At 41.6% G+C, this 16,137-nt stretch carries 13 protein-coding genes; 6 read left to right on the top strand and 7 right to left on the bottom strand.

Annotated elements, in window-relative coordinates:
* Positions 1 to 50: 50 nt before the first annotated feature.
* On the top strand, positions 51 to 215 hold the full coding sequence (locus ACTQ9S_RS10645) for a hypothetical protein (protein ID WP_203226480.1): 165 nt from the start codon (positions 51 to 53) through the stop codon (positions 213 to 215).
* A gap of 216 nt (positions 216 to 431) precedes the next feature.
* Here the strand turns inward: ACTQ9S_RS10645 and recG are convergent, their stop codons facing one another.
* Positions 432 to 2,738, bottom strand: coding sequence for an ATP-dependent DNA helicase RecG (gene recG / locus ACTQ9S_RS10650; RefSeq protein ID WP_440454918.1), 2,307 nt, complete (start codon positions 2,736 to 2,738; stop codon positions 432 to 434).
* Between the two features lie 268 nt (positions 2,739 to 3,006).
* Between recG and ACTQ9S_RS10655 the strand changes: the two genes are divergently transcribed.
* Positions 3,007 to 4,059 carry a patatin-like phospholipase family protein gene (locus tag ACTQ9S_RS10655; protein ID WP_440454919.1) on the top strand — a complete coding sequence of 351 codons (1,053 nt, stop codon included), beginning with the start codon at positions 3,007 to 3,009 and terminating at the stop codon, positions 4,057 to 4,059.
* A gap of 107 nt (positions 4,060 to 4,166) precedes the next feature.
* Here the strand turns inward: ACTQ9S_RS10655 and ACTQ9S_RS10660 are convergent, their stop codons facing one another.
* On the bottom strand, positions 4,167 to 4,757 hold the full coding sequence (locus ACTQ9S_RS10660) for a hypothetical protein (RefSeq protein ID WP_440454920.1): 591 nt from the start codon (positions 4,755 to 4,757) through the stop codon (positions 4,167 to 4,169).
* Positions 4,758 to 5,100: 343 nt separating this feature from the next.
* Between ACTQ9S_RS10660 and argA the strand changes: the two genes are divergently transcribed.
* Entirely contained in the window at positions 5,101 to 6,423 is a 1,323-nt protein-coding gene (argA, locus tag ACTQ9S_RS10665) for an amino-acid N-acetyltransferase (RefSeq protein WP_068038605.1), read from the top strand.
* Between the two features lie 120 nt (positions 6,424 to 6,543).
* Here argA and ACTQ9S_RS10670 read toward each other — a convergent pair whose 3' ends face one another.
* Positions 6,544 to 7,275, bottom strand: a complete 732-nt coding sequence (locus ACTQ9S_RS10670; RefSeq protein WP_068038609.1) for an FKBP-type peptidyl-prolyl cis-trans isomerase — start codon at positions 7,273 to 7,275, stop codon at positions 6,544 to 6,546.
* Positions 7,276 to 7,691: 416 nt separating this feature from the next.
* Here ACTQ9S_RS10670 and ACTQ9S_RS10675 point away from each other — a divergent pair, with 416 nt between their 5' ends.
* Complete coding sequence (locus ACTQ9S_RS10675; protein WP_068329840.1) at positions 7,692 to 9,404, top strand: mechanosensitive ion channel; 1,713 nt, start codon at positions 7,692 to 7,694, stop codon at positions 9,402 to 9,404.
* Between the two features lie 101 nt (positions 9,405 to 9,505).
* Here ACTQ9S_RS10675 and ACTQ9S_RS10680 read toward each other — a convergent pair whose 3' ends face one another.
* A complete protein-coding gene (locus tag ACTQ9S_RS10680) occupies positions 9,506 to 10,912 on the bottom strand; it encodes a hypothetical protein (protein WP_440454921.1) in 1,407 nt (468 codons plus the stop codon).
* A gap of 291 nt (positions 10,913 to 11,203) precedes the next feature.
* On the opposite strand from ACTQ9S_RS10680, the gene ACTQ9S_RS10685 reads away from it, so the two are divergent.
* On the top strand, positions 11,204 to 11,986 hold the full coding sequence (locus ACTQ9S_RS10685; protein WP_068038618.1) for an SDR family NAD(P)-dependent oxidoreductase: 783 nt from the start codon (positions 11,204 to 11,206) through the stop codon (positions 11,984 to 11,986).
* A gap of 124 nt (positions 11,987 to 12,110) precedes the next feature.
* Here ACTQ9S_RS10685 and ACTQ9S_RS10690 read toward each other — a convergent pair whose 3' ends face one another.
* The 3 genes from ACTQ9S_RS10690 to ACTQ9S_RS10700 form a co-directional block, all read right to left on the bottom strand.
* Positions 12,111 to 12,800, bottom strand: a complete 690-nt coding sequence (locus ACTQ9S_RS10690; RefSeq protein WP_440454922.1) for a lysophospholipid acyltransferase family protein — start codon at positions 12,798 to 12,800, stop codon at positions 12,111 to 12,113.
* A 147-nt stretch (positions 12,801 to 12,947) separates the two neighbouring features.
* Positions 12,948 to 14,837 (bottom strand): DNA topoisomerase IV subunit B, encoded by a 1,890-nt coding sequence (parE, locus tag ACTQ9S_RS10695; RefSeq protein WP_068329849.1) that lies wholly within the window; start codon positions 14,835 to 14,837, stop codon positions 12,948 to 12,950.
* 140 nt (positions 14,838 to 14,977) lie between these two features.
* Positions 14,978 to 15,637, bottom strand: coding sequence for a YqiA/YcfP family alpha/beta fold hydrolase (locus ACTQ9S_RS10700; RefSeq protein ID WP_440454923.1), 660 nt, complete (start codon positions 15,635 to 15,637; stop codon positions 14,978 to 14,980).
* 187 nt (positions 15,638 to 15,824) lie between these two features.
* On the opposite strand from ACTQ9S_RS10700, the gene ACTQ9S_RS10705 reads away from it, so the two are divergent.
* The gene (locus ACTQ9S_RS10705) at positions 15,825 to 16,085 is read left to right on the top strand and encodes a DUF1289 domain-containing protein (protein ID WP_440454924.1); all 261 of its coding nucleotides are present in this window, start codon (positions 15,825 to 15,827) and stop codon (positions 16,083 to 16,085) included.
* Positions 16,086 to 16,137: the final 52 nt, after the last annotated feature.

Genomic DNA, 16,137 nt, shown 5'->3' on the forward strand with positions numbered 1-16,137 from the left:
TTAAGACGCTGAATACCCAGCACTTTAAATCATAAATCAAGGAGTCTATCATGGCTAATAAAGAAAAAGTAAAAGCGATAAAGCAAGAAATCAAAGAAACCAAGGCAAATATCAAAGACCAGAACAAAAACCTTAAAGATCTTAAAAAGGATCTAAAAAAAGCAAAAAAAGAGAAACCTGAGAAAAAATCTAAGAGTGAGAAAAAATCTAAATAAGCTTTTTTTAGACGCTTGTTAGATATATAAGCTCGTTAAACATAAAAAAGAGGATAGCAATTGCTGTCCTCTTTTTAACGTGTATAGAATAAAGCTTATCGCCATACTTCAGAGTATGAGGTATAGAAATATCAAGCACAATCTAGTCGATTCACTTAAAAAATGAATACCTCGCTACTCACCAAATCATCTTAGGCACTGTTTTAAGCAACTGGTTTAAGCATTGGTATAGCGGCTGGCCTCAGGCATCCAGCGGTGTATTAATTGGCTGACATCGGCTTTACGCGTGGGGTCTGCAATTAAATGCTTGGCCAAACGCTGAGCAATGGCAAATAACTGCTCATCACGAATCAAATCAGCCAGATAATAGCCTACATTACCCGTTTGCCGTTTACCGAGTAACTCACCTGGTCCGCGCAGCTCTAAGTCTTTTTGGGCAATGACAAAACCATCGGTGCTGTCTCGCAGCACGTTGAGACGTTCTGTACCTGTTTCCGACAATGGCTTCTGATATAGCAGCACACAGTAGCTTTTGGTTGAGCCCCGCCCAACGCGTCCACGCAATTGATGTAACTGCGACAGACCCAATCTTTCAGCGTTCTCGATGACCATTAATGATGCATTAGGTACATCAACCCCTACTTCGATGACCGTTGTGGCAATCAATAAATCAAGCTTGCCCGCTTTAAATTCTTGCATGATAGCTTGCTTATCAGCGGACCTCATTTTGCCATGTACCAGGCCGATTCGAATATCCAAACGCTCATGTAAGTCCTCATAAGTGGCTTCGGCAGCTTGCGCATCGAGTACGCTCGACTCTTCCACCAACGAACACACCCAATACGCCTGCCTGCCCGCCTCACAATTAATCGCAATGCGCTCTATCACTTCATCACGGCGATTGCGGTCAATTGTCACCGTAGTAATCGGCGTACGTCCCGGTGGCAACTCATCAATGATAGAAGTATCCATATCACCGTAGACACTCATCGCTAGCGTACGCGGAATCGGGGTTGCAGTCATAATTAGCTGATGCGGAGTACTATTTGCCACGCCTTTATTAGTCAAAGCCATCCGCTGCTCAACGCCAAAACGGTGCTGCTCATCAATAATGACTAAGCCTAATTTAGCGAATTGTACTTGTTCTTGAAATAACGCATGAGTGCCGACGACCACTTGCACAGTGTTCTCGCTCACCGCTTCCAACGCTTCGCGACGCTGTTTCGCCGTTTGCTTCCCAGCCAGCCAGCCGACACCGATACCCAACGGTTCAAACCACTGTTTAAAGTTCAATAAATGCTGTTCTGCTAAAATCTCAGTCGGTGCCATAACGGCTACTTGCCAGCCACTATCAAGTGCGTAGCCCGCCGCTCCTGCTGCAACCAAAGTCTTACCTGCGCCCACATCACCCTGTACCAATCGTAGCATTGGAATAGAAGTCGCCATATCGGCCGTGATATCTTTCATCACTCTTTTTTGCGCGCCTGTTAAATCAAAGGGCAATGCCGCAAATAGCTTATCAGCCAATGGGCTTTGCGTGGCACATTTGGGCGCTTTATGCTGATGTAATTGCTGGCGGCGATACAATAGACTGAGCTGATGCGCGGTCAGTTCTTCAATAATCAGACGCTGACAGGCAGCATGCGTACGCGCGCTTAATTGGGTGAGTAGCTTATATTGCTGCCCAGCATCGGTATAGGTAGGCGGTGTATGCAGTAACACTAGCGCTTCAAATATCGTCAGGTTATACACGTTACTGTTAGTCGCACTAACAGCGACTTTATTGACGCTGTTACTAACATCATTATCAGGCACACTACGCGCCAATGTTGAGAATATATCTTCCGAATAATCTGTCTCTGTTACTAATGTTTTTGTCGGCTCAAAAGGCGCTAATGGCAGATCAGCCACGACTGCAAAATCCTTTGGCGTAAACAGCGTCATCGGTAGCCCTTGACTGCGAACGGTCTGCAATGCCAACTTAATCAAGGTACGCAGCTTGTTCTGATGCAAGCCTTTGACGCTTGGATAGATTGGCTGCAGACCCGTATTGGTAACGTCTGCACCATCAGTAATAATCTGATACTCAGGATGGTGTATTTGTTTACCGTAACGGCTGACTTTTACTTCTCCGAACAACTGTAGTCGTGTACCCAAACTCATGGTCTGCGCAAGACCACTATAGACTTTGAAAAATCGTAAAGAGATTGTGCCAGTATCATCATCTACGATCACAGTCATACCGCTGCGTTTGGTATCGACGTGTACCACGCGCCCAGTAATCAATGCCGCTTGCCCATGACCCACATCAGCTATCGATACCAGTCGACTACGATCTTCATAAGCACGTGGTAGATGCAGGAGTAAATCAAAGATACGAGTAATACCCAATTGCGTTAATTGATCTGCAACTTTTGGTCCAACGCCCGCCAGCGCTGTCACTGGTAGATCCAGCGCTGAAATCAGCTGTTGTGACAATACATTGTCTGATAGGTTGGCTGAGGAATAATGGGATATTGGCATTAAAAACCTTAACGATATTATTTTTAAATCATGTATGGCTGAATATTTTATACTTAATTATTTTTCTTAAAGCTGAATCATTAAACGCTATCCAAACACTATAATAATCAACAAGCTATGAAAATAGTGAACTTAAATCATTATAACTGACAACACTATTGATTATGCTAAGCTATTTGGTAATGATGCGTCTATACACTTAACGGTCAATCAGCAACTCTTTTGCCTATGATCTTTTCCTTTGGAACGTTTTTTACAAGGTCTTTTTATGTCCGTTTATCCTATTCATAATCAAGATTCTCAAGCCTCCTATAAAAAATTAATCCGCCCAAGCCTACTGTCTATTTTAGGCTTAGTTATCAGCGCCTGTACTAATATTGTGCCATCCGCAACTAATGCACAAATTCAGCCAGTACCCATTGCACCAAAAGTTGCTTTGGTTTTAGGCGGCGGCGGTGCCAAAGGTTTCGCTCATGTCGGTGTCATTAAAGCATTAGAGGAGAGCGGTATCACACCAACACTGGTAGTTGGAACCAGCGTCGGTAGCTTGGTTGGTAGCCTATACGCTAGCGGCTACACACCGCAGCAGCTTGAGCAATTAGCATTGACCACACTTGATAGCGAGTTGACCGACTTTGTTTTATCCAACCAGGGATTTATAGAAGGTATTAAGCTCAGAAACTTTATCAATGCGAAAGTTGGTGGCCGCACGATAGAAGATTTCCCAATCAGCTTTGCGGCTATTGCTGCTGAAAAGGACACGCTACAAAAAATAGTCTTTACTACCGGAGATGCAGGGCTTGCCGTACAAGCGTCTTGTAGCGTACCTAATATTTTTATTGCGCCGCGTATCCCTGAAAAAGTCGGCAAAAAATATGTCGATGGTGGTGTGGTAAGCTTAGTTCCTGTCGATAGCGCCCGCGATTTAGGTGCTGATATTATCATCGCTGTCGATGTGACAGTGCCTACATCGAGTAAAAAGAATATGACTAGCAATTTACTACCTGCTATTACCTCATTAAGTAGCTTTTGGGGATTACTTGAAAACAATCTAACCTCTAATATAGCTTCTAATAATATATCCTCTAATACCATAGCTTCTAACCCTACTTATTCGGGCACTAATCATCGCTCATCGATGCGCAATGAACGTGGGCGTGCTGATATCGTAATTACTCCTGATGTCGGTCATATTAGCTCATTAGATACCAGTCAACGTAGCGCACTTATTACTGCTGGCACGCAAGCCACTACCCCGCAGATAAATGCTATTAAAAAATTAATCAGAGAAAAATCTAATAGCAAATACGTGACTCTTTAACGATATACAAACTCAGCTCTAACATAGCCTAATTTTCGTTATAAAAAAAAGCACCGCAATCATCAATTGCAGTGCTTTTCTATTATTGAGCATACCAAATGTTTGCTTTATTTAACTTTTGCGCGATATTTAACCATCACTGTATCATTAAGACCAACTCCTTCGATATCCCAGCGTACCGCTTTATAGTACTGTAAAGGAATCTCTTGAAGTTGATTATCGACCCTGCCACGTAACGGCATGCGTGCAAAGGTCTCGCCATCAGCACTACCATACGGGAATTCAGGCGACACAACACGTAGCAACTCTACTTGCTCAGGGATAGTCAGAGTGACCGTCATTTTACGTACACGGTCAGTATTAGTATTGGTAAAAAACCCTTGATACTCTACAACATTGCCTGACTGCAAGCGTGTGTTGGCATCCACAGGTACCAAAGTCTCTTGTCCATTTGCATCAACGCCAATAAGAGAGGCAGTAATCTTGGTATTAACCGCTTGCACGTTTGATTTGCCGCTATTAGCGTTTGCAGCTGTCTGTACAGCAGCAGATCCGTCAAGTGCAGGCTCTGGAGTTGGCAACATAGCTGACGCTTGTGTTACTACCATCGCGCCGATAAGCGTACCGGCGACGACTTGGAATAAGCGATGACCGCTCCAAGCAGTGAATGGACTAGCCAAATGGTTTATTTTTTTCATGATGTTCATTATTCCTAGTTAATGTATCGGTAAAACAATGCTGATCAAGGGTGTTAGTTTTGAGAATCTAGAACCTCTTTTGCAAAACATATATAACGCACTTGAAGTATAAGTAACGCGAACAATCGATAATGCAGTAGGACTTAGCATAGCAAAAAGCTTTTATGGGTATACTAACCCCGTGTTTAGGTTGTGTATATAGTCAACTAAATAAATTCAGATGGAGATCGTTAAAATAAAAAGATAGCTCATACTGATGTTTTTTGCTATGGTAAATCTTTAATATTCAATAAATCTTTTATATCTCTTATCCTTTACTATACCTACTATTATTGCTCCTATTATGACTACTAGCGCCATGCCCCAGATTAAACCTGAATACGTCCATTGGTTCCGTAACTCTGCGCCTTACATCAACACGCATCGCGGCAAAACTTTCGTGATTATGTTTGGTGGCGAGGCTGTTAATCATCCCAACTTTAGTACCCTTATCCATGACTTTGCTTTGTTGCATAGCTTAGGCATTAAGCTAGTATTAGTACATGGTGCACGCCCGCAGATTGAAAAAAATCTAAAAGAAGTCGGAATCACCTCACCTTTACACCGTGATATTCGTGTCACTCCACGTGCAGCGATGCCCTCCATCTTACAGGCTGTAGGCGCTATTCGTTTACAAATTGAAGCTCAATTGTCCATGGGGCTTGCCAACTCACCTATGTATGGCTCACGCATTGACGCAGTCTCTGGTAATTTTGTGACCGCGCGCCCTTATGGCATTCGTGATGGTGTTGATCATCAGATGACTGGCGAAGTACGATCTATCGATATTGAGGCGATTAAGAACAATCTAATACACGATCATATCGTAATCTTAGGCTCGATGGGCTACTCGGCAACTGGTGAAGTTTTTAACTTACTAAGTGAAGATGTGGCACTTAGTGCGGCAGTAGCGCTTGGTGCGGACAAGCTTATCTTTTTAGGTGAAGAAGCTGACATTAATGATAATGGACGCTTGTTACATGAGATGATTCCAAATGAAGTTGATCGTTTTCTGCGAGAGCGTGATTTAAACAACGAGATAAACTACTTCTTACACTGCGCCAGTAACGCTTGTCGCCAAGGCGTTCATCGTACGCATATTATCTCTTATGCCAAAGATGGCGCTTTATTAGAAGAGCTATTTACGCGTGATGGCTCTGGTACATTAATCAGCCATGACCCATACGAAGAAATTCGTCATGCTAATATTGATGATGTAGTCGGTCTTATCGAGCTACTCACACCGCTAGAAGAGCAAGGTATCTTGGTCAGTCGCTCACGTGAGCGCTTAGAACAAGAGATTGATAACTATAGTGTGATTGAGCGTGATGGCATGATTTTGGGCTGTGCAGCGCTATACCCATTAGATACTGATGCGGCAGAAGTCGCTTGTGTGGCTGTTCATCCTGAATATCGTAATGGTAGCCGCGGTGCCGACCTGCTTGCGTTTTTGGAGCAGCAAGCACGCAGCCATGGCTTGCATAAGTTGTTTGTATTGACAACGCGTACCGCGCACTGGTTTGTAGAGCAAGGTTTTGCAGAAGTTGATGCTAGTGTCTTACCGGCAGCTAGACAAGAAAAATACCATAACGGTCGTAATTCTAAAGTTTTCCAAAAAACACTTTAGAAGCTATAAGTCATACTATGTTATAAAAAACATGCTCCCTCAAAAAAGCCCTCATATTAGTATGAGGGCTTTTTTATTCTATGATATTAAATGCTTAATGCACATTACTTTACTTTGATACTATTTTACTTTTAATAGCTCAACTGTGAAGATTAATGTGCTGTTAGGTTCGATACCTGAATTACCAGCTTCACCATAAGCGATATCTGATGGGATATAGAACTCATATTTGCCACCCTCTTTCATCAACTGTAGACCTTCAGTCCAACCAGCAATTACTTGATTCAATGGAAATTCAATTGGCTCACCGCGCTCGTAAGAACTATCAAACACAGTACCATCAATAAGTTTGCCTTCATAGTTTACTTCGACTACGTCAGTTGCTTTTGGTGATTTGCCAGTACCCGCTGTCAGTACTTTATATTGTAGACCAGAAGCTGTCTTTTTCACGCCCTCTTTCTTTGCATTTTCTGCCAAGAATGCTGCGCCTTTAGTCTTATTCTCTTCGGCTTTGGTTTGCATGTCTGCTACAAACTTCTCTTCTTGTTCCTTTTGATAAGCCATTAGCACTGCTTCCATTTGTTCTTGGGTTAATGCTGACTCTTTGCCTTCATAACCATCGCGGAAGCCTAGCTCAAAGGTATCAAGGTCTAAATCTTGTACGGCTTCTTTGTTACCTTCTGCCATCATAAAGCCTAGGCTATAGCCTACTTTTTCCTTTGCTGGGCTTTGCTCAGTAATAGAAACACTTGGCGTAGCGCTTTCCTGGTTACCATTGTTAGTACTACAGCCTGTAACTAATAGCATTGCACCAGCCAGCGCGCTGACAGATAAAGTGGTAATTTTTTTCATATAGTACTCTCGAGTTGTCGAATCAGTTGTAAAAAAATATTGAGACGTTATTTGCTAGCTATCATAGCAAATCTTAGTTTTGTGAGCCATGTTTCCAATAAAATTATCGTAATAATGTACAGTCTTTGTTAATATTTGCCGTAAAAATAACAACTTATCACACAATTATAGCGTGAGGTTAAGCATTCTATCTTTAACTGCATCATTATATCAGCTAAGCTTAATCAGCTAAGATGGTAAGTAACTTAAAGTAATTCTACTTATCATGAATATTCGCATGGATAGTTTCAATAAAGCTTTCAATTAGTACATAACTTCAAATACAACAATACTATTTTTAAATAATCGTGTATCCGTCAAAACTAAAACTAATTATTGTTTTATGACTTGTTACAGGGTGATTAAAGGAGGACAGGATGAATCCAATGTTTGCATCTTTTAATGGTTATCTTGGTGGGCCTATCGGCTCCATCATTGGTGCTATTTTGATTTTCGTCATCGGTTGGCTCGTTGCACTTGGTATCGCAGCACTAGTACGTAATGTATTGGCTAAGGTCAATTTAAACCAGCGTATGAACTCTTCAACAGGCAAAACCTACGACCTAGAAGGCATTATATCTAAGGTCGTTTTTTGGTTTATCTTTATAATTGCTATTTCAGGCGCGCTTAGTCAGCTAAACTTAAACTCTATCTCAGCACCGTTTGCAAATATGGTTAACCAAGTACTCGCATTTATTCCTAATCTTATTGGCGCTATTGCTGTTGGTATCATTGGTTGGGTTATTGCTACTGTTGCCCGTACTGCTCTTAACACTGCTTTATCAAAAACCACAATGGACGAACGTTTGAGCGCGCAAGCTGGCGTCAAACCTATGAGCAGCACGATTGCTGACATGGTTTACTGGTTTATTTTATTGGTTGTATTGACTATGGTGCTTGGTCAATTAGAGCTTGACGGTTTATTTGCCCCATTAACTAATATGGTAGATAAAATCTTTGGCTTCATCCCTAATATTCTTATTGCTATCGTAGTCTTTGTGGTAGGTTATATCATCGCTAAAGTTGTACGCGGCATTGTAACTAACCTTGTTTCTACCTTTAATGTACAAGCTCTTGCTACCAAAGCAGGTTTAAGCGAAGAAAACAGCTTACCTAATATCGCTGGTTCTTTAGCGTTCTTAGTAGTTATTATCCCAACGGTTATTGCTGCATTAAACGCGCTAAAAATCGAAGTGATTGCTCGTCCAGCTACTAATATGCTTAACAAAATCATGGAAGCACTGCCTAACATCTTTATGGCCGTAGCAATCCTTGTAGTGACTTATTATGTAGTACGCATGGTAGCGAACATTATTAAAGGTTTGATTGAAAACACTCAAATCAATCAACTACCAGCTAAAGTAGGTCTACAAGAAACAATGGGTGACAAAAAGATTTCTGATCTAGTCGGTTATGCCATTATCTTCTTTGCTATGCTATTTGCCTCTATTGCAGCGGCTGATCTTCTTGGCTTCGAACCTATCTCAGCTATCATCACGATGTTTATCGCTTTCGGTGCGAATATCATCCTAGGTGCTATCATTCTATTCATCGGTTTTTGGCTTGCCAATATCATTGCCGGTGTCGTTGAACGCTCTGAGAAAGGCTCACAATTCTTAGCTAATATCGTACGTGTATTAATCATGGGCTTAGTACTAGCGATGGGCTTAAAAGCGATGGGTATCGCTGACTCTATTGTTAACCTAGCATTTGGCTTAACTTTAGGTGCGGTTGCAGTTGCTTTCGCTCTATCATTCGGACTTGGTGGTCAAGAAGCTGCTGCCCGTTTCCTACGTAAAATGCAGGACAAGATGGACAAAGAAAGTGATGAAGCAAAAGCGAAGTCTGCTCTTCATACTGGTTCAAGTACACAAGATAAAGTTGCTGCAGCAGTTCGTGAGAATACTCCTGCTGCTTCAGGTACAATGACTAGTGACTTACCTACGAGTACTGTTGATAACAACAATCTTAGTACTGGTCATGTAGATATCACTCATGTTGAGACAAGTGATAACGATATCGACACTGGTTCAAACTTAGCGCCAGGTAAAGACTTTACTGATATCGATAATAACAACGACTTAAAATAAGTCTTAGTTAACGATATGTTTTGAACATAAAAGAGACAGCCTAGGCTGTCTTTTTTTATTGCTTAAATTTTATATATAAAAATATCATTGCGATATTGCGCCTATAACTTGGTCTTTCGTGTAGGTATAGTCAAACTTAACTGCATGCGCATTGATTCATCTTTACCTGCTGATGGATTATTTTTTGCTGACTCTTTATGCTGCTGATTCAAACGCTGTAATTGCTTGGTTAATTGTCGCTCTTTTTGGGTCATAGCATCGACAGGTTGAATCCATGCATCAATATCTATATAAGTATCATTGTCCTTTTGAACGAATTCTATGCCAAGTACGATAACATGGTGTAGCTCTGCTAATGGCAAGCGCGTTGCTACATCTTGTGCAATTTTCTGCAAATTTGGCTGAATGGCTATTCTACTCTGCTGCGTACTCACACCTTTTCCATAAAATATTATTACATAGTGTCGACCTAGACTTTCATAAGAATGCTGGTGAATAACGTAACCGGCTTCTCTTATACTGGGCGACTGCTCAAGATGCTTATATATTGTGCGTATTAGCTCATGGCGCGAGAATAAGGATTCATCTAGTAATTGCTGTAGCCATTGTATGGACTGCTGACTTGCACCCTGTACGTCATCCATTACAGAATTATCGGTAGCCAATTCAAGCATTTGTCTACTAAGCTGTGACCATAGTGTGGCTGCTTGTTGTCGATGCTGCTGATATGTCTGCTGTGCACTAGTATCTTTATGCTTTTGCGCCAAGCTCATCGCTACCAAAGCTAAATTCGGCTCATTCTGCAAACTGTTTTTAATAAGTGCATTGTCTACAGTTATGGCTTGTGAGAATAAGGCGGTGCTATTCATAAATTGCGACACAAGCGCCTGTTCAGATTCAAAGCCAGCTATACCGCCTATTAATGATTGTTTGAGATTGTCTAAATGGAAGCTCAAAAACCGCCACAAATCACTGGGAGTTTGGACAGCTGCAATAGTTGACTGCCAATCTTGCCAGCTAAACACTTGTAGCATTTGTGCGTCTTCACCAATATCTAATACCAAGTTTTCCATAAAATAGTGCGCACCGAAGCTATGCACTATAGAGTTCATATCGGATAACGCGTTATCTTTTTCAATATTATTATCGGCATTTAGCACCGAATCACTTACCAGCTGGATATCCAGTATTAGCACTTCACGAGTAACGGCATTGTTGTTTTCGTCAAGCTGTAAACAGCGCTTTTGCCGTATAATTGCAGATTTAATAATAGATAGGCGTGCAGCTTCGATTTCAGACGCATTACTTGCAATAGGTAAATACAACGTCACCTCTAATACACGCAGCTCGCCTACTGGCAAGTTGTAGAAGTGTTGTTCAAAGGAATGCTGTGTATTAGATGCGAGTGGCACAAAAAAGCCCATAGTAGATGTATTCGACTGTAAATAACAAGCCAGCTCATCTAAAGAAGATGGTCGTTTAAGTGATGAATTAATAGCATTTGACACAATACGTGACTCTTATTATTGAATAAATATAAATGAGCAAATGACTTTTAATGTAAAGCAAACATAGCTCGATAAATACATATATAAGTGACTTTAGGCACAGTAACACTCATATACAAGAAGACTATTATAGAGCGCTGCTTTGCTGTCGCTTTCAAAGCAATGAGTTGTTATGATGGCATAATAGCAGCATAACTAGCTGCTCGTTTTATAGATCATAAGCTGCTCTAGAACATATTAATTGATTTTACTTGTTTAGTTACTATCTTATAATAACAAGGATTGAAGACCATGAAACGTTTTAAAGAAAAAACGGTTATCGTTACAGGTGCAGGCTCTGGTATTGGCCGTGCTACTGCCATTCGCTTTGCTCAAGAAGGTGCCAGCGTCGTCTTAGTAGGACGCACTGCGGAAACTTTGGAGGAGACTGCAAAAGAGTTTCCACAAGATCGTACATGGATTCATACTGACAACTATTTAACTATCACTTGCGATATCAGTGTACAAAGCCAAGTGCAAGAAATGGTAAAACGAGCCATAGAAAAGTTTGAAAAGATTGATGTATTGGTAAATAACGCTGGTAAAGCGACGCAAGGCAAAATTACAGAGATGTCAGCTGAGGATTGGAAATCAGCAATTGATGTCAATTTGAATGGTACGTTCTATGTCTGTCAGGCTGCTATGCCGCACTTGATTAAGACCAAAGGTAATATCATCAATGTCTCATCACTATCAGGTATCGGCGGTGATTGGAACATGGCCGCCTATAATGCTGCTAAAGCTGGTGTTACAAATCTAACCCGTACACTAGCCTTAGATCATGGTCCTGATGGAGTACGTGTCAATGCGGTCAATCCAAGCGTTACTGAAACGAGTATGACTACTGCTATTCAGGACAACGATACCAAGACCGATCAGTTCTTAAATCGTTGCCCACTAGGGCGCCTTGCTACTCCTGAAGATATTGCAGCCGCTATTACCTTTTTAGCAAGCGATGATGCCTCCATGATTACTGGCGTTAATTTACCGGTCGATGGCGGTGTTAGCGCTTCCAATGGTCAGCCACATTTTTAAAATGAAGATAAACCAATCAAAACTGAATCTTATTCATTCAAAATAAAAAAGAAGCCCCTGATATTCTAGTAACAGGGGCTTTTTGGGTATGGATAACTAATAATGACCTGCTGTAACGAAAAACTTAATCAGATAAACTATTAACGTCTTGTAGCGGCTGCGATAAGCGCTCAGGATATCTTGGTACCACTCCCTGATATTGGCCATAAATTTTTGGTAAATCAGCTGTAATATCTCCAGTAGGATGCACTAAAGACATAAATCGTATTTCTTTAGTTTTATAATCCATGGCTACCGGCAAGATTGGCACATTAGCACCTAATGCTAAATAATAAAAACCTGTCTTCCAATCTTTGGTGTATTGACGTGTTCCCTCAGGTGACAACCCTAAAAATAGCGGCTCTCCAGTTTTGAACTTATCAATACTCGCTTGCAAGACTGAACCTTTATTGCCACGATCAATTGGAACAACGCCCATCCAACGTAATAACTGAGCAAGGACTGGTATCTTAAATAAAGTATGCTTACCCATAATACTAATCTGCAAGTCTAACGCAAACAAGCTAGGTATCGCATAGACACCATCAACGTTGGAAGTATGCGGAAGTGCCAGCACTACTGCCTGCGGAATATTCGGGATCTCCCCAACCGTCCGCCAACCCGATGCTTTTAACAAGGCTGAAGCTAATACTGGCGCTACTTTATTACCACGCCTTGGAACCAAGTTGCCCAAGTCTTTTTTGCTAAGTTTAGGAAATTTAGACAATGCTTTAGAACCTGTAGAGTTGGATCGAGTAACAGAATTGGATGTCATAAAGGCACCACATAATAAGATATATTAATATAATAGCATTAAGCTAACGCGACCAAACTGCCTTTTGCAAACTTTTAACGCCCCATAACTATGAACAAGCTGTGCGGCGCTATAACCACCAATCTAATTTCTGATAATAATAAATATCTATAACGGAATATTCGCTAGATTGCCTTTGTTCTCAAGCCATGATTTACGATCAGCTGCACGTTTCTTCGCTAATAGCATATCCATCACGCTATTAGTTAGTACCATGTCGTCCATATCTAACTGCACTAAGCGCCGAGTATCACGGTTCATCGTTGTCTCACGCAGCTGCTCTGCACTCATCTCACCTAGCCCTTTGAAACGCGTAATTTGCGCTTTTTTATTGCCAGGAACCTTGGCTAAAATGTGTGCAAGCTCAGGTTCATCCAATGCATAATGAACCTCTTTACCCACGTCCACTCGATATAAAGGCGGCATCGCTACAAATAAATGACCGGCATCAACCAAGGCCGGAAAATGCTTGACGAATAATGCGCAAATTAACGTTGCAATATGTAGGCCATCAGAGTCCGCATCCGCTAAAATACATACTTTGTCATAGCGTAGCTCGGATAAATCATCAGAGGCAGGGTCGACGCCAATGGCAATAGCAATATCATGAATTTCTTGGCTTGATAGTACGGTATCTGACGACACTTCCCACGTATTTAAGATTTTACCGCGCAGTGGCAGTATTGCTTGATAATGACGATCTCTTGCTTGTTTAGCACTACCGCCCGCAGAATCACCTTCCACCAAGAATAGCTCTGCCCCATCACGCAAATCACCACGACAATCTGCCAATTTACCGGGCAATGCTGGACCTTGAGTAATTTTTTTACGGGCGACTTTTTTTGCCGATTTTAGGCGACGTCCAGCCTTATTAATAGCCAGCTCGGCAATTTGAGTACCCATATCTGCATGCTGATTTAACCATAGGCTAAACGCATCTTTCGCTAGCGTTTGTACTGCTCCAGCAGCTTCTCGGCTAGATAAACGCTCTTTGGTTTGACCCGAGAACTGTGGCTCAGAAAACTTAAGCGACAGGATATAATTAACCCCATCCCACACATCTTCTGCGGTCAGCTTTACACTACGTGGCAGTAAGTTATGAATGTCACAAAACTCACGTAACGCTTCTAAAATACCCGTGCGCAATCCATTAACGTGCGTACCGCCTTGCGCAGTCGGGATAAGATTGACATAACTCTCTTGAATCGGCGTACCGCCATCAGGCAACCAAGACAGCGCAAAGGTAATGCCAGCACGTGCACCTTTTTTAGCCTCATGATGATAATAAAATGGTGCTTCAGGCAACGTTTCAAGACCGTCCAGTTGCTCATTTAAATATTCAACAACCCCATCAGCGAACTGCCAAATGACTTTCTCATTATTAATTTCATCAACAAACTCAATCGTCAGCCCAGCTGATAAGACTGCTTTGGCTTTTAGGTTATGCTTGAGCTGCTTAACGTTAAACTTAGGGGTATCAAAGAAGCTACCATCCGCCCAGAACTGTACTCTAGTACCACGTTTACGCTTGTTTGAGCTTACTGTTTCGGTTAGAGATGTTACTGGTGCGCCATTCTCGAACGCCATGTCAAACTGTGTACTGTCACGCCATACCGTTACTTCAACTCGCGTTGATAGCGCATTGACGACAGAGATACCCACGCCATGCAAGCCGCCTGAAACCTCATAATTCGAGGTCGAAAATTTACCACCAGCATGCAAACGGGTTAAAATCAGCTCAATACCTGACTGACCAAATTCAGGATGAATATCAGTCGGCATACCGCGACCATCATCTTCGACTGATAATGATCCATCACTATGCAATTGAACTTTAATAATCTTGGCATAACCAGCCAATGCTTCATCAACTGAGTTATCAATGACCTCTTGCGCCAAATGATTGGGGCGGGTGGTATCGGTATACATACCTGGTCGACGACGTACTGGCTCAAGACCTTCTAAAACTTCTAACGATTGCGCATTATATTCACTCACAAATGCATCCTTAACTATTCACGTGCGATTAATTCTATTGAACCATTATAACGAAAAATAGCGACGTTAACGTTAATAGTCAGTCGCTCACGTCACATAATGTCGTCTATTTAACTCTCTATGTCAATTTCCATTAGAACCTAAAGCAGTTGCCGTAGCATATCAATTACCATTGGCAATTGCTCACCGAAGTCACTAAATCTATGATCACCACCCGCTTGCAAAGCTACTGTCGCTCCTTGCTGTTGGTAAAAGGTTTTGGACAGATTAGGATCTAATAATTCATCACCTTCTTTAATTAAAACAGAAACTTTATCAGGATAATTAATTTTTAATAGCTGATTGTCTGCAAACCATTCTAAATCTGCTACCGTTATTGGCCAGCCACCTGTTGTGGTATAAAGAATCTGATTCTTCGATGCTTTGTCATCGTTATTACTATTCAATATAAATTCATTGGCAAATCGCTGCAGGGTAACATGGGGTTGAGTACTAGGGTTTAACAATAGCGCTGGGCAACCTGTATGGTTACTGACTAAGGTAGAAAAATAACCGCCTAATGAGCTACCGACCAATACCGTATTTGACGATTCAAATTGATCACCTTCAGCATTTTTGTTTTTTTTATTTAAACTTTCGATTGACGACAGTATTTGACTAAAAACTTGGTCAGGCGTTTTATTTAAATCAGGGCGCAATACATTAATATCAGGTTGGTACTGGCGGCAATAATCCTCTAACAATCTGCCTTTAGTGGAGTTAGCATCACTGTCTAACCCATGAATATAAATAACGTTCACGTATAATCTCACTTATTAATTTTGTTATGATTACTATGTATGGATAATAAAGACACAGCATAGCATTGAGTCACCAAAAACAGTAACAATAAAACGGCACGCTATTATTCAGTATTTGCGACATAATAGTGGTTTACAATGAGATTACCGACGTTAAAGGAATAACGATAATAGCGATGGAGCAGCCATGAATCAGCAGTTTGAACTGTTCGAGATTGCCAATCCATGCATTGGTGTTTGCCAAAGCAATAGAAAAGGCTATTGCTTTGGCTGCTTGCGTAGTCGCCCTGAGCGTCAGTTATGGCATAACATGACGACGGAACAGCGTCGTGAGGTGCTACGGCTAATCGTTGGACGTAAGCAGCGTGTCGAGCAGATGAGGCAGCGTAAAGGCGAGCAGCTAGGATTCGACTTTGAAGAGATAGTGGAGACAGGTGGGTTGTTTTAAATTGTTCAGATAAATAGGATTTGCTGCACCAGTCACTAGGAATAAAAGCCAA

This window comes from Psychrobacter sp. ASPA161_9 (assembly GCF_051970275.1).
Lineage (GTDB): Bacteria > Pseudomonadota > Gammaproteobacteria > Pseudomonadales > Moraxellaceae > Psychrobacter.